This is a genomic window from Streptomyces sp. NBC_00572 (assembly GCF_026341815.1).
Taxonomy (GTDB): Bacteria; Actinomycetota; Actinomycetes; order Streptomycetales; family Streptomycetaceae; genus Streptomyces.
In genome coordinates this window covers 5,611,991-5,631,229 of record NZ_JAPENX010000001.1, presented here as the reverse complement: position 1 = coordinate 5,631,229, position 19,239 = coordinate 5,611,991, and the positions used below count along the sequence as shown (strand labels likewise).

The 19,239-nt window shown below is 72.7% G+C and carries 19 protein-coding genes; 5 read left to right on the top strand and 14 right to left on the bottom strand.

Annotation, left to right across the window (positions count from 1 at the left end):
• Window positions 1-53: 53 nt before the first annotated feature.
• The 10 genes from OG514_RS25770 to OG514_RS25725 all read right to left on the bottom strand — a co-directional run bounded on the left by OG514_RS25770 (window position 54) and on the right by OG514_RS25725 (window position 10,073).
• Entirely contained in the window at window positions 54-1,091 is a 1,038-nt protein-coding gene (locus tag OG514_RS25770) for a substrate-binding domain-containing protein (RefSeq protein ID WP_266898727.1), read from the bottom strand.
• Between the two features lie 73 nt (window positions 1,092-1,164).
• Window positions 1,165-2,166 (bottom strand): ABC transporter permease, encoded by a 1,002-nt coding sequence (locus OG514_RS25765; protein WP_266898725.1) that lies wholly within the window; start codon window positions 2,164-2,166, stop codon window positions 1,165-1,167.
• Complete coding sequence (locus tag OG514_RS25760) at window positions 2,163-3,650, bottom strand: sugar ABC transporter ATP-binding protein (RefSeq protein ID WP_266900961.1); 1,488 nt, start codon at window positions 3,648-3,650, stop codon at window positions 2,163-2,165. Before OG514_RS25760 ends, OG514_RS25765 begins: the two co-directional genes overlap by 4 nt.
• Window positions 3,651-3,841: 191 nt before the next feature.
• The gene (locus tag OG514_RS25755) at window positions 3,842-5,023 is read right to left on the bottom strand and encodes an ROK family transcriptional regulator (protein ID WP_266898723.1); all 1,182 of its coding nucleotides are present in this window, start codon (window positions 5,021-5,023) and stop codon (window positions 3,842-3,844) included.
• Between the two features lie 233 nt (window positions 5,024-5,256).
• On the bottom strand, window positions 5,257-5,937 hold the full coding sequence (locus tag OG514_RS25750) for a class F sortase (RefSeq protein ID WP_266898721.1): 681 nt from the start codon (window positions 5,935-5,937) through the stop codon (window positions 5,257-5,259).
• A gap of 111 nt (window positions 5,938-6,048) precedes the next feature.
• Complete coding sequence (locus tag OG514_RS25745; RefSeq protein WP_266898719.1) at window positions 6,049-6,606, bottom strand: hypothetical protein; 558 nt, start codon at window positions 6,604-6,606, stop codon at window positions 6,049-6,051.
• A 260-nt stretch (window positions 6,607-6,866) separates the two neighbouring features.
• The gene (locus OG514_RS25740) at window positions 6,867-7,823 is read right to left on the bottom strand and encodes a beta-ketoacyl-ACP synthase III (RefSeq protein ID WP_266898717.1); all 957 of its coding nucleotides are present in this window, start codon (window positions 7,821-7,823) and stop codon (window positions 6,867-6,869) included.
• 174 nt (window positions 7,824-7,997) lie between these two features.
• The gene (locus OG514_RS25735) at window positions 7,998-8,381 is read right to left on the bottom strand and encodes a (2Fe-2S) ferredoxin domain-containing protein (RefSeq protein ID WP_266898715.1); all 384 of its coding nucleotides are present in this window, start codon (window positions 8,379-8,381) and stop codon (window positions 7,998-8,000) included.
• Entirely contained in the window at window positions 8,378-8,974 is a 597-nt protein-coding gene (locus OG514_RS25730) for an isochorismatase family protein (RefSeq protein ID WP_266898713.1), read from the bottom strand. Before OG514_RS25730 ends, OG514_RS25735 begins: the two co-directional genes overlap by 4 nt.
• Window positions 8,975-8,999: 25 nt before the next feature.
• A complete protein-coding gene (locus tag OG514_RS25725) occupies window positions 9,000-10,073 on the bottom strand; it encodes a bile acid:sodium symporter family protein (RefSeq protein WP_266898711.1) in 1,074 nt (357 codons plus the stop codon).
• Window positions 10,074-10,405: 332 nt separating this feature from the next.
• On the opposite strand from OG514_RS25725, the gene OG514_RS25720 reads away from it, so the two are divergent.
• The 4 genes from OG514_RS25720 (at window position 10,406) to OG514_RS25705 (ending at window position 14,985) form a co-directional block, all read left to right on the top strand.
• Window positions 10,406-11,272: a LysR substrate-binding domain-containing protein gene (locus tag OG514_RS25720; protein ID WP_266898710.1), complete on the top strand. Its 867-nt coding sequence runs from the start codon at window positions 10,406-10,408 to the stop codon at window positions 11,270-11,272.
• A gap of 285 nt (window positions 11,273-11,557) precedes the next feature.
• A complete protein-coding gene (locus OG514_RS25715) occupies window positions 11,558-13,381 on the top strand; it encodes a long-chain fatty acid--CoA ligase (RefSeq protein WP_266898708.1) in 1,824 nt (607 codons plus the stop codon).
• Window positions 13,382-13,581: 200 nt separating this feature from the next.
• On the top strand, window positions 13,582-14,370 hold the full coding sequence (locus OG514_RS25710; RefSeq protein WP_266900960.1) for an aldo/keto reductase: 789 nt from the start codon (window positions 13,582-13,584) through the stop codon (window positions 14,368-14,370).
• A gap of 147 nt (window positions 14,371-14,517) precedes the next feature.
• Entirely contained in the window at window positions 14,518-14,985 is a 468-nt protein-coding gene (locus tag OG514_RS25705; RefSeq protein WP_323181603.1) for an RICIN domain-containing protein, read from the top strand.
• Window positions 14,986-15,019: 34 nt separating this feature from the next.
• Here the strand turns inward: OG514_RS25705 and OG514_RS25700 are convergent, their stop codons facing one another.
• Both OG514_RS25700 and OG514_RS25695 read right to left on the bottom strand, forming a co-directional pair.
• Complete coding sequence (locus OG514_RS25700) at window positions 15,020-15,967, bottom strand: class I SAM-dependent methyltransferase (RefSeq protein ID WP_266898704.1); 948 nt, start codon at window positions 15,965-15,967, stop codon at window positions 15,020-15,022.
• A gap of 131 nt (window positions 15,968-16,098) precedes the next feature.
• Window positions 16,099-17,031, bottom strand: coding sequence for an AraC family transcriptional regulator (locus OG514_RS25695; RefSeq protein WP_266898702.1), 933 nt, complete (start codon window positions 17,029-17,031; stop codon window positions 16,099-16,101).
• A 95-nt stretch (window positions 17,032-17,126) separates the two neighbouring features.
• Between OG514_RS25695 and OG514_RS25690 the strand changes: the two genes are divergently transcribed.
• Entirely contained in the window at window positions 17,127-18,038 is a 912-nt protein-coding gene (locus OG514_RS25690; RefSeq protein WP_266898700.1) for an NmrA family transcriptional regulator, read from the top strand.
• Window positions 18,039-18,056: 18 nt separating this feature from the next.
• Here the strand turns inward: OG514_RS25690 and OG514_RS25685 are convergent, their stop codons facing one another.
• Window positions 18,057-18,803 carry a class I SAM-dependent methyltransferase gene (locus OG514_RS25685; protein ID WP_266898698.1) on the bottom strand — a complete coding sequence of 249 codons (747 nt, stop codon included), beginning with the start codon at window positions 18,801-18,803 and terminating at the stop codon, window positions 18,057-18,059.
• A 67-nt stretch (window positions 18,804-18,870) separates the two neighbouring features.
• The gene (locus OG514_RS25680; RefSeq protein WP_266898696.1) at window positions 18,871-19,176 is read right to left on the bottom strand and encodes a 4a-hydroxytetrahydrobiopterin dehydratase; all 306 of its coding nucleotides are present in this window, start codon (window positions 19,174-19,176) and stop codon (window positions 18,871-18,873) included.
• Window positions 19,177-19,239 lie beyond the last annotated feature (63 nt).

Genomic DNA, 19,239 nt, shown 5'->3' with positions numbered 1-19,239 from the left:
GGCGGTCGGGCCGCCGGGGGCCGGTCCGGTCGGACCGCCCGGGTTCGGGCCGGTCAGCTGAAGCCGGTGGGCAGGTACTCGTCGACGTTCTCCTTGGTGACGACGGCCGAGTAGAGGGTGATCGAGGCGGGGATCTCCAGCTCGGACATGCCGCCGATCCCCTTCTTCTGGCCGAGGGCGCGGGCGAGGTCGATCGCGGAGGCGGCCATGGTCGGCGGGTAGAGGACGGTGGCCTTGAGGACGCCGGTGTCGGCCTTGATGGCGTCCATGGCGGCCTTGGCACCCGCGCCGCCGACCATCAGGAAGTCCTTGCGGCCGGCCTGGGCGACGGCCCGCAGCGCACCGACGCCCTGGTCGTCGTCGTGGTTCCACAGGGCGTCGAACTTGGGTTGCGCCTGCAGGAGTTGGGCCATCTTGGCCTGGCCGGACTCGACGGTGAAGTCGGCGGCCTGGCGGGCGACCTTGCGGATGTTGGGGTAGTTCTTCAGGGCGTCGTCGAATCCCTGGGTGCGCTGCTTGGTGAGTTCGAGGCTGTCCATGCCGGCGAGTTCGACGACGGTGGCGTTGGGCTTGTCCTTGAGTTGTTCGCCGATGAAGTTGCCGGCGTTGAGGCCCATGCCGTAGTTGTCGCCGCCGATCCAGCAGCGGTAGGCCTGCGGTGAGGCGAAGATCCGGTCGAGGTTGATGACGGGGATGCCGGCCTTCATGGCCTGGAGGCCGATCTGGGTGAGGGCCTTGCCGTCGGCGGGGAGGATGACGAGGACGTCGACCTTCTTGTTGATGAGGGTCTGGACCTGGCCGATCTGGGTGGCGGTGTCGTTGGAGCCCTCGGTGATCTCCAGGGTGACGTCGGAGTACTTCTTCGCGCGCCGCTCGGCGTTGTCGTTGATGGCGTTGAGCCAGCCGTGGTCGGCCTGCGGGCCGGCGAAGCCGATGGTGACGGGGGTGCCGGGCTTGTCGTCGGCGGCGGGCGCCGCGCTCGCGACGGGTGCCTGGTTCTTGGGCTCGTTGCTGGTGCAGGCGGTCAGCAGGGCGCCGGCGGAGACGGCCGCGCCGCCGAAGAGGAGGTGTCTGCGGCTGGTTTCGGGCATGGCGGTGGATCCCTTCCGAGGGGGTGGTGGTGAAGGGGTGGCGGTGAGGCGGGTTCTGGACGGGGGTGTCCGGTCAGCCGTCGCCGTCGCGGACGGTGCGGCGCTGGACCAGGACGGCGGCGACGATGATCGCGCCCTTGGCGATCTGCTGGACGTCGCTCTGCAGGTTGTTGAGCGCGAAGATGTTGGTGATGGTCGTGAAGACCAGGACGCCGAGCACGGAGCCGACGATGGTTCCCCGGCCGCCGCTGAGGAGGGTGCCGCCGATGATGGCGGCGGCGATGGCGTCGAGCTCGTACAGATTGCCGTTGGTGTTCTGGCCGGAGCCGGCGAGGACGACGAGCAGGAACGCGGCGATGCCGCAGCACAGCCCGGAGAGCAGATAGAGGAAGAGCCGCTGGCGGCGTACGTCGATGCCGGCGAGGCGGGCCGCCTCCGGGTTGCCGCCGACGGCGATCGTGCGTCGGCCGAAGGTGGTCCGGTTGAGCAGCAGCCATCCGGCGCCGGTGACGGCGGCGAAGACGAGGACGAGGGGCGGGATCCCCAGGACGTAGGCGTCGGGGACGCCGAGGTCGAGGACGGAGGGGACGGTGACGATCTGCGTCTTCCCGTCGGTGATCTGCAGGGCGAGACCGCGGGCCGAGGCCAGCATGGCCAGGGTCGCGATGAACGGGACCATGCCGCCGTACGCGACGAGGACGCCGTTCACGAGCCCGCAGCCGAGTCCGACGGCGACCGCTGTGAAGAGGATGCCGGCGAAGCCGAACTCCTGGGTGGCGAGGGTGGTGGCCCATACGGAGGCGAGGGCGACGATCGCGCCGACGGACAGGTCGATGCCTCCGCTGGTGATGACGAAGGTCATGCCGACGGTGACGACACCGATCACGGACGCCTGGGTCAGGACGAGTTGGAGGTTGGAGGTGGCGAGGAACTCGGCGGGCCGGGTGAGGCCGCCGACGGCGATGAGCACGGCGAGCACGCCGAGCAGCGACAGGTTGCGTACGTCGGCCCGGAGGCCGAGGGTGCGCCAACGTCCCTCCTGGGTCGGCGCCTTGGCCGGGGTGGTGAGCGTCATGCCGCAGGGCTCCCTTCCATCACGAGGTCGAGTACGCGGTGTTCGTCGAGGTCACGGGCGGGTGCCTGGTGGACGACCCGGCCTTCGCGGAGCACCAGGACGCGGTCGGCGAGGCCGAGGACCTCGGGCACCTCGCTGGAGACGAGGAGGACGGCGAGGCCGTCGTCGGCGAGGCCGCGGATGACGGCGTACAGCTCGGCGCGGGCACCGACGTCGACGCCTCGGGTGGGTTCGTCGAGGAGGAGGACACGGCAGCCGCGCAGCAGCCAGCGGGCGAGGACGGCCTTCTGCTGGTTGCCGCCGGAGAGGGTGCGGACGGGGGCGTCGGGGAGATCGGGGCGCAGGGAGAGGGCGCGGGTGGCGGTCCTGGCGGTCTCGCGTTCGGTGGCGCGGTCGATCCAGCCGGCCCGGGAGAAGCGGGCGAGGGAGGAGACGGAGACGTTGCGGGTGACGGATTCGAGGAGGAGCAGGCCCTGCGCCTTGCGTTCCTCGGGGGCGAGGCCGAGTCCGGCGGCGACGGCGGCGGGGACGCTGCCGGGGCGAAGGGGCCGTCCGTCGACGATCACCCGGCCGGTGGTCGGTTTCCGCGCCCCGTAGACGGTCTCCAGGATCTCGGAGCGGCCGGAGCCGACGAGCCCGGCGAGGCCGACGATCTCGCCGGGGCGCAGTTCGAGGTCGAGTGCCTCGAACTCCCCTTTTCTGGCGAGGCCCTGGACGCGGAGGACGGGGTGGCCCGTCGGTGGTCGGGCGGGGCGTTCGGGGAAGACGTACGGGACGTCCCGGCCGGTCATGAGGGCGACGACCTCGCGGGTCGGGGTGGTCGCGGCGGGCAGTCCGCGGGCGACGGCCCGGCCGTCCTTGAGGACGGTGACGCGGTCGCCGATGCGGCGGATCTCCTCGAGGCGGTGGGAGATGTAGACGACGGCGACGCCGTCGGCGGTGAGGTCGGCGACGATCCGGAAGAGGTTGGCGACCTCGTCGGGGTCGAGGGCGGCGGACGGTTCGTCCATGACGATGAGGCGGACGTCGTGGGAGAGGGCGCGGGCCATGGAGACGATCTGCCGCTGGGCGGCGGAGAGTTCGCCGACGCGGCGGGCGGGGTCGATCTCGGGGTGGCCGAGTCGCTTCAGGAGTGCGGCGGTGGCCGTGCGGGCGGCCCGTCTGCGGACGAATCCGGCGGTGGTGGGCTCGTGGCCGAGGTGGACGTTCTCGGCGACGGAGAGGCCTTCGACGAGGTCGAGTTCCTGGTAGATGGTGGCGATGCCGAGGCGGACGGCGGCGCTCGGGGAGCGGAGCCGGACGGGTTCGCCGTTCCAGGTGATCCGGCCCTCGTCGGGCTGGTGGGCGCCGGCGAGGACCTTGATGAGGGTGGACTTTCCGGCGCCGTTCTGGCCGAGGAGGCAGTGGACCTCGCCGGGCGCGACCTCCAGGTCGACGCCGTCGAGGGCTCGGACGCCGGGGAAGGACTTGGTGATTCCGGACATGGTGAGCAGGGGCGGGTGTGCTTCGGGCATGGCGGAGATCCCCTCGGCGGGTACGGGTGGCCGTCCGGCGGGTACGGGTGCGCGTGCGCTGTGGCGAGTGGGCGTGCGGGGGTGGTGCGGCGGGTGCGGGCCGGTGGTGGGTTTGCACCCACCCGTTCCGCCCTTGCGGAACGGGTGCCCACGATCCCCTGTTACGCCGGGGAGAAGAGGTGGTCGCTGATGAGGCGGGCCGCGCCGGTGACGCCGGCAGTCTGGCCCAGTTCCCCGAGGACGATGGGAAGGTTGCCGGTGGCCAGGGGCAGTGACTGCCGGTAGACCTGGGTGCGGACACTGGCGAGGAGGTTGTGACCGAGGCCGGTGACACCGCCTCCGATCACCACCAGACCGGGGTTGAAGAAGCTGACGAGCCCGGCGATGACCTGCCCGACCCGGTTGCCGCCCTCTCGGATGAGGGCGAGCGAGGTGGCGTCACCGGCGGCGGCGGCCGCGGCGACGTCGACGGCGGTGAGGTGCCCGGCCGCGGCGAGCCGGGCTGCGAGCTCCTCCGACCTGCCGCCGCGCGCCGCGTCCTCGGCGTCGCGGGCCAGGGCGGCGCCGCTGAAGTGGGCTTCCAGACAGCCGTTGTTGCCGCAGGCGCAGGGGCGGCCGTCGGGTTCGACCTGGATGTGTCCGATGTCGCCGGCGCTGCCCGTCGTACCGCGGTAGACCTCTCCGCCGACGACGATGCCGCAGCCGATGCCGGTGCCGATCTTGACGCAGAGGAAGTCTCCGACGGAGCGGGCGACGCCGGCGTGCTGCTCCCCCATGGCCATGAGGTTCACGTCGTTGTCGACCATGACGGGGCAGCCGAGTTCCTGGCTGAGGGCCTCCCGTACGGGGAAGCCGTCCCAGCCGGGCATGATCGGCGGCGCGACGGGGACGCCCTCGGGGAAGCGGACGGGTCCGGGGACGCCGATGCCGGCGCCGTCGAAGCCTTCCGCGATTCCGGTGGAGCGGAGTTTCGCCGCCATCGACAGGGCCTGTTCGAAGACGGCGACGGGACCCTCGCGGACGTCCATGGGGTGGTTGAGGTGTCCGAGCACCTCCAACTCGGCGTTGGTGACGGCCACATCGATGGAGGTGGCGCCGATGTCGATGCCGAGGAAGCGGAGTTCGGGTGCGAGTCGGATGTTGTGCGAGCGGCGGCCGCCCCGGGAGGCGGCGAGGCCGTCGGCGACGACGAGACCGGTCTCCAGGAGCCGGTCGACCTCGACGGCGAGCTTGGATCGGGAGAGATCGATCTGATCTCCCAGCTGGGCGCGGGAGTTGGGTCCTCCGTCACGCAACAGCCTGAGGAGTCGCGCCTGATGCCGGTTGGCAGGTCGTGCCGTCATGCGTCTCACGCGCCCCTCCCTCTCGCACTCTCGCCGACGCTCGTCTGCGGGCTTTCGAGGGGAACGTAGCAGCGGCGTACCGGGGTGGGAAGAAGTTGAGCATGAATCGACCCCGACTTTTTCCCGGTTGGGGACAAAGACGGGGTGGAGAAGGGAGAAGGGCTGAGATCGGGAGGGAGTAGGGCTGGCGTCGGGAGGGAGTAAGGCCGGGACGGGAGGGAGCAGGGCCGGGGTCAGCGGACGTCGACCAGGCGGGCCGAGACCACCACGTTGCCCGCGTAGCCGTTCTCCTCGGTGAAGGTGCCCCCGCAGGTGATCAGGCGCAGTTCGGGTACCCCGGCGTCGCCGTAGACGCGCTCGGCGGGGAAGGTCTCCTTGGGGACGACCTCGACCCCGTACACGGCGAAGACGGCGGTCCGGCCGTCGCGGCGGGCGATCTCCACGCGGTGTCCCTTGCGGAGGGCTCCGAGGTCGTAGAAGACGGCCCGGCCGCTCGGGGTGTCGACATGGCCGACGACGACGGCGGTGCCGCGCTCGCCGGGGGTGACCGCACCGGTGAACCAACCCGCGAGCCGGTTCTCCTCGGGCGGCGGGGCCTCGATCCAGCCGTCGGCGTCGAGCCCGACCTTCGTGATCGGGGCGTCTATCCGGACGGCGGGGGCGCGGACCCGGACCGGGGTCGACGGGGGCAGGGGATCGGGTACGGACGCGGGGACGAGGGCGGCTTCGACCCGGGTGCGGTCGGGTGCGGCGGCGGAGTGCGGCTGGGGTGGACCGTCGGACCCGAGCTCGTCCGTGCCGCCCGTACCACCGCGCACGAGGTGGACGCCGACGAGGAGGACGACGGCGATGAGACCCCAGGCGCCGTGCCGCCCCGTCGCGTCCGGTCGCCCCGAAGCGTCCGACCGCCCCACGTCCGCCCTCCTCCTCGCGCCGTGAGCGCGCCTTCTTCTGGTGCCCCTCCGTCCCGGACCTCGTCACACCGGGGCGGAGGGGCCGTTTCAGGCCCCCCCGGGTCCCGGCCGTCAGACGCGGCCGGCGGCGTCGCGGCGGCGGGCCAGGACGACGGCGGCGCCGAGGGCTCCGACGATGAGCAGCACGCCCGTGACCACTTCGGTGACGCCGAGGCCGTCGGTGTCCGCGCGGGCGGCGGCGGCGGTTCCGTAGCCGGCCTTCACGCCCTTGTGCGCTCCGGGCGGCATGGACTCGTTGTGCCCGGTGGTGTTCCCGCCGGTGTTGCCCTGGGCGACCGTGAGGGTGGTGGTGCCGCGCTCGCCCTTGCAGTCGAAGGCGATCTCGTACTGGGCGCCGGCCTTGGCGTCGACGTCCACGGTCGCGCTGCCCGAACGGCCCTCGGTGAGGGTCACGGTGTCGAAGACTCCGGAGGTGACGGTCACCGACGGCACTTCGCAGCCGTCGGACTTCAGCGTCACGGTGCCGCCGGGGGCGACGGTCTCGGGGGTGACGGAGAAGCCGAACGACGTGATGTTGTGGTTTTCGTCGCCCGCCAGGGCGAACGGCGCGACCGTGACCACGGCGGCGGCGCTCAGCAGGACGACGGAAGCGGCACGTATCGCGCGCATGGCGGTCCTCCAGATCACGGGAGGGGCTCGGCCACGGAGCGATTCCGTGCCCGTCAGGCGACGACCCTCACCGCGATCGAAGCTAGGTCCGCCACCGGCGCGCCGCCACCGGGCTCCGCCGAACGGGGCACGGCGGCGACCGGGCGTGGCCGTGGCGCGGGCGGACGGGAGGACCCTCCTACGACGCCCCGGGGGCGGACCGACAGCCCGTCTCCTGCGACGCCCCGTGGGGTGTCGCAGGGGGCGGACCGAAGGCCGCGCTACGGCACCCGGACGACCTGGCCCGCGTACGAGAGGTTTCCGCCGAAGCCGAAGAGGAGGACGGGGGCGCCGGTGGCGAGTTCGCCGCGTTCGACCAGCTTGGCCAGGGCCAGCGGGATGGAGGCGGCCGAGGTGTTGCCGGAGTCGACGACGTCGCGGGCGACGATCGCGTTGACTGCGCCGATCTTCGCGGCGAGCGGCTCGATGATCCGCAGGTTGGCCTGGTGGAGGACGACGGCCGCCAGTTCCTCCGGGGTGATGCCGGACCGCTCGCAGGTCTGCCGGGCGAGGGCGGGCAGCTGCTGGGTGGCCCAGCGGTAGACGCTCTGGCCCTCCTGCGCGAAGCGGGGCGGGGTGCCCTCGATCCGGACGGCGTGGCCCATCTCCGGCACCGAGCCCCACAGGACCGGGCCGATGCCCGGGGCGGCCCCCGCCTCCTCGTCCTCCACGGCCTCGACGATCGCGGCGCCCGCGCCGTCGCCGACGAGGACGCAGGTCGTGCGGTCGGTCCAGTCGGCCACGTCGCTCATCTTGTCGGCGCCGATCACCAGCGCGCGGCGCGAGCCGCCGGCCCGTACGGCGTGGTCGGCGGTGGCCAGGGCATGGGTGAACCCGGCACAGACCACGTTGAGGTCCATGGTGGCGGGCGAGGTCATGCCGAGGCGGGCGGCGACGCGTGCGGCCGTGTTGGGCGAGCGGTCGATGGCCGTGGAGGTGGCGACGAGGACGAGGTCGATGTCGTCGGGGGTGAGCCCGGCGGTGGCCAGGGCCTTGCCCGCCGCGTGCGCGGCGAGCTCGTCGACGGGTTCGTCGGGGCCTCCGATGTGCCGGGTGCGGATACCGACCCGGCTGGTGATCCACGCGTCGTCGGTGTCGACCAACTCCGCGAGGTCATGGTTGGTGAGCACCTTGGCGGGCTGGTAGTGCCCGAGCGCGGCAATGCGAGTGCCCGTCATCCCGGGACCCCCTCGGTGGTTCGATCGTCCGGCAGGATTCCCCAGTCTTGCCAGCGACTGATGGGTAACAGGTGACGTAAACCACCAAGATTCACCCGTACCCCTTGGCCGACCGTGACAAGGACCCGGGCGCCACACGGGCCCCACGGCTTAGGGCGGGCACCGTGTGTGGGGTCAGTTCTTCGGCGCATCGATCATCTGCAGGGCGAGGGTGGCCGGGGGCGGGGTGATTCCGGGCCCGCCGGCCGCCGTCCAGGCGAGGATGTCGTCGAGGGCGTCGTCGTCGAGGGTGAAGGCGACCCAGGCGGCCCGCCCGCCGCGTCGGCGGCCCTCGGTGGAGGGCTGGACGACGACGATGTTGGCCTGGGCGCAGGGGCCGAGGCAGTCGCTCGTACGGACGACGAGTCGGCCGCCGGAGGCGGCTGCGGCTTCCCGGAGGCGGGCGAGCTGGCCGGTGTGGTCGGTGCCGGGGTTCTTGCGGGCGTCGCCGCAGCAGCAGCCGCGGCAGACGACGAGGGAGCAGGGGCGGGCCCCGTACCGTATCGGGACCGGGGTCACTCGGGGCCGTCCAGGGTGTCGGGGCCGTACGGAGCGTCGGCGTCGTCCGGGGTGGTCGCGGAGCCCAGCGTGATCGCGGAGACGGGGGCGACGGTGCCGAGGCGGGGGAAGTCGAGGCCGACGGAGGCGCGGTGCTCGTCGGCGGTGAGCGCGGTCATGGCGTCCTCGGCGAAGACGAGGTCGTAGCCGAGGTCGGCGGCGGCGCGGGCGGTGGACTCGACGCCGAGGTTGGTGGCGATGCCGCCGAGGACCAGGGTGGTGGCGCCGTACGTGGTCAGCAGCTCGTGGAGTCCGGTGTCGTGGAAGCCGCCGATGGTGCGCTTGACGACGACGGGCTCGCCGTCGCGGACCAGGTCGGGGACGAGCTCGCTGCCGGGCGGCTGTGCGTCGACGTTCGGCCGCTCGACCCGGATGTGGACGACGGGGGCGTCGGCGGCCCGGAAGGTGTCGGCGAGCCGGGCCGCGGCCGCGAGGACGTCGGTGCCGGGGCGGGGTGCGAGCGGCAGCGCGACGATGCGTTCCATGAGGTCGACGAGGACGAGCACGGTACGGCGGGGATCGAGCGCGGTGAGGCCGGGATCGGGTGCGGGCATGGGAGCACCGTAGCGGCCCGGATGATCATCGCGGGGCGGTCATGGGTGTGATCCGGCCTACGGAGGGGGCATCACCGGTCTCCCCCGTCCCCGCGGTCACCTCTTCGTCACGTGCGCGGCGCTTCGCGATCACCGCGCAGACCATCAGCTGCATCTGGTGGAACAGCATCAGCGGGAGCACGGCGAGTGCGGCCTGCGGGCCGAAGAGGACGCTCGCCATCGGCAGTCCGGCCGCCAGGCTCTTCTTCGAGCCGGCGAACTGGATCGCGATCCGGTCCGCCCGGCCGAAGCCGAGGCGCCCGGCCCCGTACCAGGTCAGGGCCAGCATCGCCGCGAGCAGCACGGCCTCGACGGCGAGCAGCAGGCCGAGCCGGGCCGGGGTCACCAGGTGCCAGATGCCGGCGACCATGCCCTGGCTGAAGGCGGTGTAGACGACGAGGAGTATCGAGCCCCGGTCGACGTGGCCCAGGACCTTCTTGTTGCGGGTGAGGAACCCTCCGACCCAGCGTCGCAGGAACTGTCCGGCGAGGAACGGTACGAGGAGCTGGAGCACGATCTTCAGGAGCGCGTCGGCGGAGAGGCCGCCCGCGCTGTTGCCGAGGAGCAGCGCCGCGAGCAGGGGGGTCAGGACGATGCCCGCGAGCGAGGAGAAGGAACCCGCGCAGATCGCGGCGGGGACGTTGCCGCGGGCGATCGAGGTGAAGGCTATGGAGGACTGGATGGTGGACGGCACCAGGCAGAGGAAGAGCAGGCCGGTGTAGAGCTGCGGGGTGAGCACGGTGGGGACGAGACCCCGCGCGGCGAGTCCGAGGAGCGGGAAGAGCAGGAAGGTGCTGCCGAGGACGGTGAGGTGGAGCCGCCAGTGCTTGAGGCCGTCGAGGGCCTCGCGGGTGGAGAGGCGGGCCCCGTAGAGGAAGAAGAGGAGGGCCACGGCCCCGGTCGACGCGCCTTCTGCGACAGCGGCCGCGCCCCCGGACGCGGGGAGGAGCGCGGCGAGGGCGACCGTGCCGAGCAGGGCCAGGACGTATCCGTCGACGGGCAGCCAGGACGGCAGCCGGAGGGTACGGCGTGGGGTGCGGGCGGGTGTACGGACGGTCATGGGCTCCACTGCTTCGTGCACTGCGGGGGGCGGTGGCCGGGGCCTTGGCCGGGGGCGGGTCGGGGTGCCGGGGCAAGGTGCGGCCGGGTGAGCGGATCGGGATGCGGTCGGGGGCGGGTCGCGGTGCGGTCGGGGGCGGGTCGCGGCCGGGGTGGGGTCGGGGTGCGGCCCGGGGCAGGTCGCGGTGCGGCCGGGGCAGGTCGGGTCGCGGCCGGGGTGGGGTCGCGCCTTCTCATCCTGCTCCACGGGTCGGTGATCGGGAATCCCGTACAGCGCTCTGACTGTCATCACGAAAGGCGATGAACGGGCCGGGCAGGCGCTACCGTCGTCCTGTGTACGAGCCCACCCAGCTGCGCACCTTCCTCGCCGTGGCCCAGACGCTGAGCTTCACCCGGGCCGCCGAGCGCCTCGGGCTGCGCCAGTCGACCGTCAGCCAGCACGTACGGCGGCTGGAGGAGGCGACCGGCCGGCCGCTGTTCACCCGGGACACCCACCGCGTGGCGCTGACGGAGGACGGTGAGGCGATGCTCGGGTTCGCGCGCACGATCCTGCAGGCGCACGAGCGGGCGGTGGCGTACTTCGGCGGGACCCGGCTGCGCGGTCGGCTGCGTTTCGGCGCGTCGGAGGACTTCGTGACGACCCGGCTGCCGGAGATCCTGGAGTCCTTCCGGCGTGAGCACCCGGAGGTCGACCTGGAGCTGACGGTCGAGCTGTCCGGGACGCTCCAGGCCCGGCTCGCGGCGGGCCGGCTGGATCTGATCCTGGCCAAGCGGCGCGGCGGGGAGAGCGAGGGGCGGCTCGTGTGGGAGGACGCCCTGATCTGGATCGGGGCGCCGGGACTTCGGCTGGATCCCGACCGCCCGGTGCCGCTCATCCTGTACCCACCGCCGGGAATCACCCGGGCGCGGGCCCTGGAGGCGCTTGAGGCGCAGGGCCGGGCGTGGCGGATCGCGTGTACGAGTTCCAGCCTGAGCGCGAACGTGGCGGCGGCCCGCGCCGGGCTCGGCGTGATGGCGCACACGCGGGACCTGGTGCCGCCGGGGCTCGTGCCGGTTCCGGCGCGTGCGGGGCTGCCGGAGCTCGGCGAGGTGGGCTTCGTGCTGCGCGCGGGGCGCCGGGGCGGCGCGGTGCAGGAGGCGGCGGACGCACTGGCGGAGGCGATCCTGGCGGGCGGCGACCGGCTGCACCGGCCCGGCTGAGGGGACCCGGCCGGTGCGGGTGCCGTGGCCCGTGGGGCGGCGGCCCGTGAGCGGCCCGTACAGATTCCGTGGAGATTCACGCCCCGCCGACGTACCGAGCGGTCGGTAACGGCCCCGCAACACCCGTGACTTGACTCCCCCACCCACCCTGACCTGTGGGAACACGGAATGTCCCGGCTTGGTGAAGGCCCTCCCGCCGGGCAGGCGGGTGGGGTACCGTCACCCGCGCCGTACGGAGCGCTACAACGAGCTTTTCCAGCCATCGAGCCGTCGAGGAGCAGGTCAGTGCGCGAGTTCACCGTGCCGCCCGTCGAGGCGGCGCCTCAGGTCGGCGGTCTGGCGGACGCCGTGTTCGAGCGTGCCCTGACGGAGCCGGACCGGATCACGTTCGGCCAGAAGGGCCCGGACGGCGAGTGGCGGGACGTGACGGCCGCACGGTTCCGGGACGAGGTCCTCGGCCTCGCGAAGGGGCTGGTCGCGGAGGGGGTGCGGTTCGGTGACCGGGTCGCGATCATGGCCCGCACCCGCTACGAGTGGACGCTCTTCGACTTCGCCCTGTGGACGCTCGGCGCGCAGCCCGTGCCGATCTATCCGACGTCCTCCGCCGAGCAGGTCTTCTGGATGCTGCACGATTCCGAGGTCACGGCCTGCGTGGTGGAGCACGAGGACCACGCGATGACGATCGGTTCGGTGGTCGACCGGCTGCCCCGGCTGCAGCGCCTGTGGCAGCTGGACGCGGGCGCGGTGGCCGAGCTGACGGCCGTCGGGGCGGAGATCGACGAGGACGTCGTGCACCGGCACCGGCGGGCGGTGACCCCGGAGACGGTGGCGACGGTCATCTACACCTCGGGGACGACCGGCCGCCCCAAGGGCTGCGTGATCACCCACGCCAACTTCATGTTCGAGACGGACATGCTGGTGGGCCGCTGGGAGTCGGTGTTCCGTTCCCGGCCGGGCGAGGAGGCGTCGACGCTGCTGTTCCTGCCGCTCGCGCACGTCTTCGGGCGGATGGTGGAGGTCGCGGCGGTCCGGACCGGGGTGAAGCTGGGGCACCAGCCGGTGATGGCGGCCGCGGAGCTGATCCCGGACCTCGCCGCGTTCCGGCCGAGTTTCGTCCTGGCCGTTCCGTACGTCTTCGAGAAGGTCTTCAACGCGGCGCGGCGCAAGGCGGAGCGGGAGGGGAAGACGGGCCCGTTCGACAAGGCCGTGGAGGTGGCCGTCGCCTACGCGGAGGCCCTTGAGCACAAGGCCTTCGGCACCGGCCCGGGGCCTTCGGCGGCGCTGCGCGTGCAGCACCAGTTCTTCGAGAAGACGGTGTACGCGAAGGTCCGCGCGGCCCTCGGCGGACGGCTGCGGCACGCGATGTCGGGCGGGTCGGCGATGGACCGCCGGCAGGGGCTGTTCTTCGCGGGCGCGGGGGTCACGGTCTTCGAGGGGTACGGCCTGACGGAGTCCTCGGCCGCCGCGACCGCGAACCCGCCGGAGCGGACGAGGTACGGCACGGTGGGGCAGCCCGTCCCGGGGACGACCGTCCACATCGCGGAGGACGGTGAGGTGTGGCTGCACGGCGGCCAGGTCTTCTCCGGCTACCTGAACGCGCCCGAGGCGACCGCCGCCGTCCTCAACGACGGCTGGCTGGCCACCGGGGACCTGGGCTCCCTCGACGAGGACGGCTATCTGACGATCACCGGGCGCAAGAAGGAGATCCTGGTGACCTCGGGCGGCAAGAGCGTCGCGCCGACGGGCCTTGAGGAGCGGGTGCGGGCGCATCCGCTGATCGCCCAGTGCATCGTCGTCGGCAACGACCGCCCGTACATCGCCGCGCTCGTCACGATCGACCAGGAGGCGGTGGAGCACTGGCTCGCGATGCAGGGACGGGCACCGCTCGCGCCGGCCGAACTCGTACGGGATCCGTCCCTGGAGACGGAGATCCGGCGGGGCGTGGTGGCGGCCAACACGCTGGTCTCGCAGGCCGAGTCCATCCGCACCTTCCGGATCCTCGCGCATCCGTTCAGCGAGGAGCACGGGCTGCTCACCCCGTCCCTGAAGCTCAAGCGGAAGGCGATCGAGCGGGCGTACGCGGCGGAGGTCGCGGCGCTGTACGGCTGAGCCGGGGGCGCAGCGCGGGAAGCGGAACGCTGAATGCGGGAGTGGAGAACGAGAAGCGGAATGCGGGAAGCGGAATGCGGGGCAGCCTGTGATCGTTGACGCTTGGAGTACCTACGCAAGACCCGCGACAACGTAAGGATCCCTCCCACGTGAGCACGGACAGCAAGGTTCCCTCGGTCACCCTGAACAACGGCGTCCGGATGCCGCAGCTGGGCTTCGGTGTCTGGCAGGTGCCGGACGACGAGGCCGCGGCGGCCGTGGCGACCGCCCTGGAGGCCGGCTACCGCTCCATCGACACCGCCGCGATCTACGGGAACGAAGAGGGCACGGGCCGTGCCGTCGCCGCGTCCGGGATCGCCCGCGAGGACCTGTTCGTCACCACCAAACTGTGGAACAGCGAGCAGGGCTTCGACTCGACGCTGAAGGCCTTCGACGCCTCGCTCGACAAGCTGGGTCTCGACTACGTCGACCTGTACCTGATCCACTGGCCGGTGCCCTCGAAGGACGCGTACGTCGACACCTACCGCGCGTTGGAGAAGATCCACGCGGACGGCCGCGCCAAGGCGATCGGTGTCTCGAACTTCCTCCCGGAGCACCTGGAGCGGCTGATCGGCGAGACCTCGGTCGTGCCCGCCGTCAACCAGATCGAGCTCCACCCGCAGCTCCCCCAGCAGGCCTCCCGCGAGGCCCATGCCCGGTACGGCATCGCGACCGAGGCGTGGTCGCCGCTGGGCTCGGGCAAGGGGCTCCTGGACGTGCCGGCGATCGTGGCGATCGGCCGCAAGCACGGGCGGACTCCGGCCCAGGTCGTGCTGCGCTGGCACCTCCAGCTGGGGAACGTGGTGATTCCCAAGTCGGTCACCCCGTCCCGCATCCGGGAGAACATCGACGTCTTCGGTTTCGAGCTGGACGCCGAGGACCTGGCGGCGATCGCCGCGCTCGACGAGAACCGTCGTCTGGGCCCGAACCCGGCGGAGTTCGGCGCCTGACCGTTCGCGCGACACCGTTCGCGCGCCGACGGTCGCGTGATGACGACGGCGTCGAGGTCCACGCGGACCTCGGCGCCGTTGTCGTACCCCCGGCATAGAGTCGACGGCGGATCTTGGAGCGGAGTGGCGAGTGAGGGAGTCGATTCGGTGAGTGGTGGTTCTCCGGTGCCCGTCGAGGAGGGCCTGTACCGCGTGCGGAACGTGGCCAGTGGGCTGCTTCTGGAGGTGTACGAGGGGTCGAGCCGAAGCGGCGCCAACGTGCAGCAGGGCGCCGAGAAGGGCACGCCCGGGCAGCACTGGCGCATCACGGCCGTGCCGAACGGCGGCGGGCTCTACCACCTGGTCAACGAGGCCAGCGGCAAGCGGCTCGACGTCGCCAACGCGTCCACGGAGAACGGCGCCAACATCCAGCAGTGGAAGGCGAACAACTTCGGTGCGCAGGAGTGGATCATCGAGCAGGATCTCCAGTCGCCGGGGACGGTCGCTCTGGTGAGCTTCATCAGCGGGCTGTTCCTGGAGGTCGCCGACGGTTCGAAGGACGACGGCGGGAACGTACGGCAGTGGGAGGACACCGACTCCCCGTTCCAGTGGTGGCGGTTGGAGCCGGTGTCCTGAGCCGCCGGGGTGCGGCGGACGGGCGCGTCGGTCCTCAGCCCTTGCGGGCGGTGTGGACCGTGCGGGCCGTGAGGTGGAACAGGTCCGTGCGGTGGTGCAGGGACAGTTCGTCGGCCGGGTCGAGGAGCCGGTCGAGCATCGCCCGGTCGTCCGCTTCGAGCCGGTCGCCGAAGCCGTCCCGGATCCGCCCGTAGTGGGTGAGGGCCAGCTCCCGTACGACCGGGGACACCGGCGCGGGAATGTCGGTGAGGAAGGTGCGGGTGCCGGCGGGGGTGAGGCCCGCGTCGGCGAGGAGCGCCCGCCAGTCGTCCGGCTCGTCCTTGTGCCCGGGGACCGAGGCGCGCATCTCGCCGAACCAGTCGGCGTTGGCTGCGTCGAGGCGCGCCTCCAGGCCCGGCCGGCCGAAGCCGATGTGCCAGGGCAGGTGCCGGGCGGGCAGCCCGCCCTCGACGAGCACCATCAGGCCGCCGGGGTTCAGCAGCCCGGCGAACTCCACGAGCGCGGCCCGCTGGTCGCCGATGTGGTGCAGGGAGTTGGCCGCCCAGATCAGGTCGGCCTTCCCCAGGTCGACGATGCCTTCGGGGAGTTCGGCGTGGAGGGTGGAGACCCGGGAGCCGAGGCCGCGTGCCTCGGCACGTTCACGGGCGCGGACGAGGAGTTCGGGGGTGCCGTCGACGGCGACCGCCTCGGCGGCCGGGAAGGCCTCGGCGAGGATGCCGGTGACGACACCGGGGCCACTGCCGACGTCGAGGATCCGGCGGACGCCCGGCACCGGGGCCAGCGTGCCGAGCCAGGCGGCGGCGTCCGCGTAGGCGGAGCCCTCCGTCTCGGCCTGTCGCTCCAGGAGCGGACCGAGCTCGTTCCAGTCCAGATGGGTGCCGTCGTGGTCGTGGCCGTGGGTGTGCTTGTGCCCGGGGGTGTGCCGGTGACCGTGCCCCTCGCCGTGGGGGTGGTCGTGGTGCGATGCGGTGTGCTGACTCATGGGTCCAGCGTGCGGCGCGTCGGCCCGGAGTGCGAGAAGTGTTGCCGTTTCGGCAAGAAGATCGATCCCGTGTTGCCCGGAACGTCATCCCGCCGTCTTGCCCGGAACCTGCCGGGAACCTGCCCGGAACGTCACACCCCGGCGCGGTGCTCCTGCGGGCTGACCCCTCTGACCCGCTTGAACGCGGCGCTCAGCGCGAACGCGCCGCTGTAGCCGACCTGACGAGCGACGGACTCGACGGTGACGTCGGTCTCCCGCAGCAGATCGGCGGCGAGCGCGAGCCGCCAGCCGGTCAGGTACGCCATCGGGGGCTCGCCGACGAGTTCGGTGAACCGGCGGGCGAGCGCGGCCCGGGACACGCCCGTCTTCGCGGCGAGCGACGCGACGGTCCAGGGGTGGGCGGGATCGTTCTGGAGGAGCCGGAGCGCGCGGCCGACCACCGGGTCGCCCATGGCCCGGTACCAGGCGGGGGCCTCGGCGCCGGGCCGGGAGAACCAGGCCCGGACTCCGGTGATGAGCATCAGGTCGAGGACCCGGTCGAGGACGGCGGTCTGGCCGGGTTCGTCGCGGGCGATCTCCTCGCCGAGGAAGGGCGTGAGCGGGCAGTGCCACTCCTCGGCGGGCAGGTGCAGCAGCCCCGGCAGGGCGTCGAGCAGCCGGCGGCCGACCTCGCCGTCCATCCGGTAGGTGCCGACGAGGAGCGTGGTGCCGCCGTCGGGGGCGTTGCCCCAGGTGCGGACGCCGAGCCGCATGGTCTCGGCGAGCGGCTCCCCGGAGAGGGTGGTGCAGTCGCCGTCGGGGCCGATCACGGCGCGGGGCGGGGCGTCGGGGGCGTCGGCGACGGTGTACGGCTCCGGACCGCGGGCGATGGCGATGTCCCCGGGCCGCAGCAGGACGGGTTCCCCCCTGTCGGGGGCGATCCAGGCCTCGCCCTCGGTGACGCACATCAGACAGATCGGGGCGCCGTCCTCGATGCGCACGGACCACGGCGGTTCCATGATCATGCGGAGCAGGAAGGCGCCCCGGGCGCGGGGTCCGTCGAGGAGTCCGGCGAGTGCGTCCATGGGTCGTAAGGGTAAGCGGCCGGGTGAGACGGACGCGTAGGGGCGTGAGACTGCGGAGCATGGGCTGAGGGGGCCCCGGGCGGGAGTCTTGAACCATGACGACGCAGACGAACAACTCGCAGACCACGCAGACCACTCGGAACACGGAGAACACGGAGAACACGGTGAGCGTTCAGGGCAGTGACAGCACGCAGACGGTTCTCGTCACGAGCGCCACCGGCAAGACCGGGCGGCGCGTGGCCGAGCGCCTCGCGGCGCGCGGGGTGACCGTGCGCGCCGGGTCCCGTACCGGCGCGACCTCGTTCGACTGGGAGGCCCCGGAGACCTGGGCCCCGGCGCTGCGGGGCGCGGACGCCGCGTACGTGGCCTACTACCCGGATCTCGCCGCACCCGGCGCGGTCGAGGCGATGGAGGCCTTCGGCCGGCTGGCCGTGGAGAACGGCGTACGGCGGCTGACGCTGCTGTCCGGGCGCGGAGAGCCCGAGGCGATCGTGGCGGAGGAGGCCCTGCGCGCGGCGGCCGAAGGGGCGGAACTGACCGTCGTGCGGGCCTCGTTCTTCGCGCAGAACTTCTCCGAGGGGCTGCTCGCGGAGGGGCTGGCGGAGGGCGTGATCGTCTTCCCGGCGGGGGACACGGCCGAGCCGTTCATCGACCTGGACGACCTCGCGGACGTGGTGGTCGAGACCCTGATGGCGGACGGTCACGCGGGGCGGGTGCACGAGCTGACAGGGCCCCGGCCCGTGGGCTTCGCGGAGGTGGCGGCGGAGATCTCGCGTGCCTCGGGCCGTCCGGTGGCGTACGAGGCGATGTCGGAGGCCGACTACGCCGGGCTCCTCACCGGGTTCGGGCTCCCGGCTCCGGAGGCGGCATGGCTCGCCGGGCTCTTCGCGACGCTCCTCGACGGCCACAACGCCTCGGTGACGGACGGGGTCAAGCGGGTCCTGGGCCGCGAGCCGCGCTCCTTCACGGCGTTCGCGGACGCGACCTGGGCGAGGGAGGAGGCCTGAGCCCGTTCCGCGCGGGACTCAGCCCCGACGGACGAAGCAGGCCAGCCGGTACCGGGGTTCGGCCCGGGGGCGGTCCTGGTCCGGGAGGACGGCAAGGGCGGCGGTGAGCGTCTCGGCGGTCGCCGGGTCGCCCGGGAACCAGGAGGCGAAGTGCCCGACACGCAGCTTCCGTACGGTGTCGCGCGGGGTGGCGCCCTGGCCGTACCCCGTGAAGTGGGTGCCGGGGGCCGGTTCGAGGCCGTGGGCGGCGGCGTGTCCGGTGATCAGGTCCGCGCGGTCGGAGGCCGCCGCGGCCGAGCGGTGCGGGCGGAGGATCTCGTCGATGTCGCTGCCGACGTCGTGGGCGGCGTCCTTGTCGACGGTGGCGACGAGGACGCCGCCGGGGCGCAGGACGCGGGCCGCCTCGGCGACGATCTCCGCCGCGAACGGCACGAGGTGCAGCAGCCAGACGGCGCCGACCGCGTCCACGGAGGCGTCGGGCAGCGGCAGGCGACGGGCGTCGGAGCGGACGACCCGGCCGGGTACGCGTCCGTCGGCGACCCGGAGCATGGCCTGGGCGGCGTCGGCCCCGTACACGCGCAGTCCGGGCCGGGTGAGCCGCTCGGTGACGAGGCCGGTGCCGCAGGCCAGGTCGAGCAGGGTCCGGGCGCCGGGCGGCACGAGCCGCAGGACGGCCTCGGCCGCCGCGCCGGCCCGGGGCACCCCGCCCCGGGTCCGGTCGTAGTGCGCTGCCTCGGCCTCGTAGTCGAGCACGGTCTCCGCCATGCCGATGATCGTACGAGAACGCCGAAGCGAGTGATCACGCGAGGAAGCAGAAGAAGGTGACCGTACGTCAGGCGGCGCCGTGGCCCGGGGCGATCCTCTCCACCCGCTCGGCGAGTTCGAAGTCCTTCTCGGTGACGGCTCCGCCGGCGGAGTGGGTGTTCACGGACAGGCCGACGGTGTTGTAGCCGAGGGTCAGATCCGAGTGGTGGTCGAGCTCCTGCTGGATCTGGGCCACGTGGACGACGAGCGCGGTCGCCGCGAAGTGGTCGCCGAGCCGGTACTCACGGGTGAGGCGGTCGTCTCCGACGGACCAACCGGGGAGCTCCCGCAGTCGGTCCTCGATCTCCTTCTGCGACAGCGGCTGTGTGGGCACGGCGGTGCTCCCTCCGGTCGGGTGGCGCGGGTGACGGACAGGGGTCCCAGGGGAAACTACCCG

Excerpts from the sequence above, each read along its gene's own strand:
- OG514_RS25745 (WP_266898719.1), bottom strand. The coding sequence starts at position 6,606 with ATGCGCGCGATACGTGCCGCTTCCGTCGTCCTGCTGAGCGCCGCCGCC.
- OG514_RS25730 (WP_266898713.1), bottom strand. The coding sequence starts at position 8,974 with ATGCCCGCACCCGATCCCGGCCTCACCGCGCTCGATCCCCGCCGTACC.
- OG514_RS25725 (WP_266898711.1), bottom strand. The coding sequence starts at position 10,073 with ATGACCGTCCGTACACCCGCCCGCACCCCACGCCGTACCCTCCGGCTG.
- OG514_RS25685 (WP_266898698.1), bottom strand. The coding sequence starts at position 18,803 with ATGGCGGAGACCGTGCTCGACTACGAGGCCGAGGCAGCGCACTACGAC.
- OG514_RS25710 (WP_266900960.1), top strand. The coding sequence starts at position 13,582 with ATGCCGCAGCTGGGCTTCGGTGTCTGGCAGGTGCCGGACGACGAGGCC.
- OG514_RS25770 (WP_266898727.1), bottom strand. The coding sequence starts at position 1,091 with ATGCCCGAAACCAGCCGCAGACACCTCCTCTTCGGCGGCGCGGCCGTC.
- OG514_RS25690 (WP_266898700.1), top strand. The coding sequence starts at position 17,127 with ATGACGACGCAGACGAACAACTCGCAGACCACGCAGACCACTCGGAAC.
- OG514_RS25740 (WP_266898717.1), bottom strand. The coding sequence starts at position 7,823 with ATGACGGGCACTCGCATTGCCGCGCTCGGGCACTACCAGCCCGCCAAG.
- OG514_RS25755 (WP_266898723.1), bottom strand. The coding sequence starts at position 5,023 with ATGACGGCACGACCTGCCAACCGGCATCAGGCGCGACTCCTCAGGCTG.
- OG514_RS25700 (WP_266898704.1), bottom strand. The coding sequence starts at position 15,967 with ATGAGTCAGCACACCGCATCGCACCACGACCACCCCCACGGCGAGGGG.
- OG514_RS25765 (WP_266898725.1), bottom strand. The coding sequence starts at position 2,166 with ATGACGCTCACCACCCCGGCCAAGGCGCCGACCCAGGAGGGACGTTGG.
- OG514_RS25695 (WP_266898702.1), bottom strand. The coding sequence starts at position 17,031 with ATGGACGCACTCGCCGGACTCCTCGACGGACCCCGCGCCCGGGGCGCC.
- OG514_RS25760 (WP_266900961.1), bottom strand. The coding sequence starts at position 3,650 with ATGTCCGGAATCACCAAGTCCTTCCCCGGCGTCCGAGCCCTCGACGGC.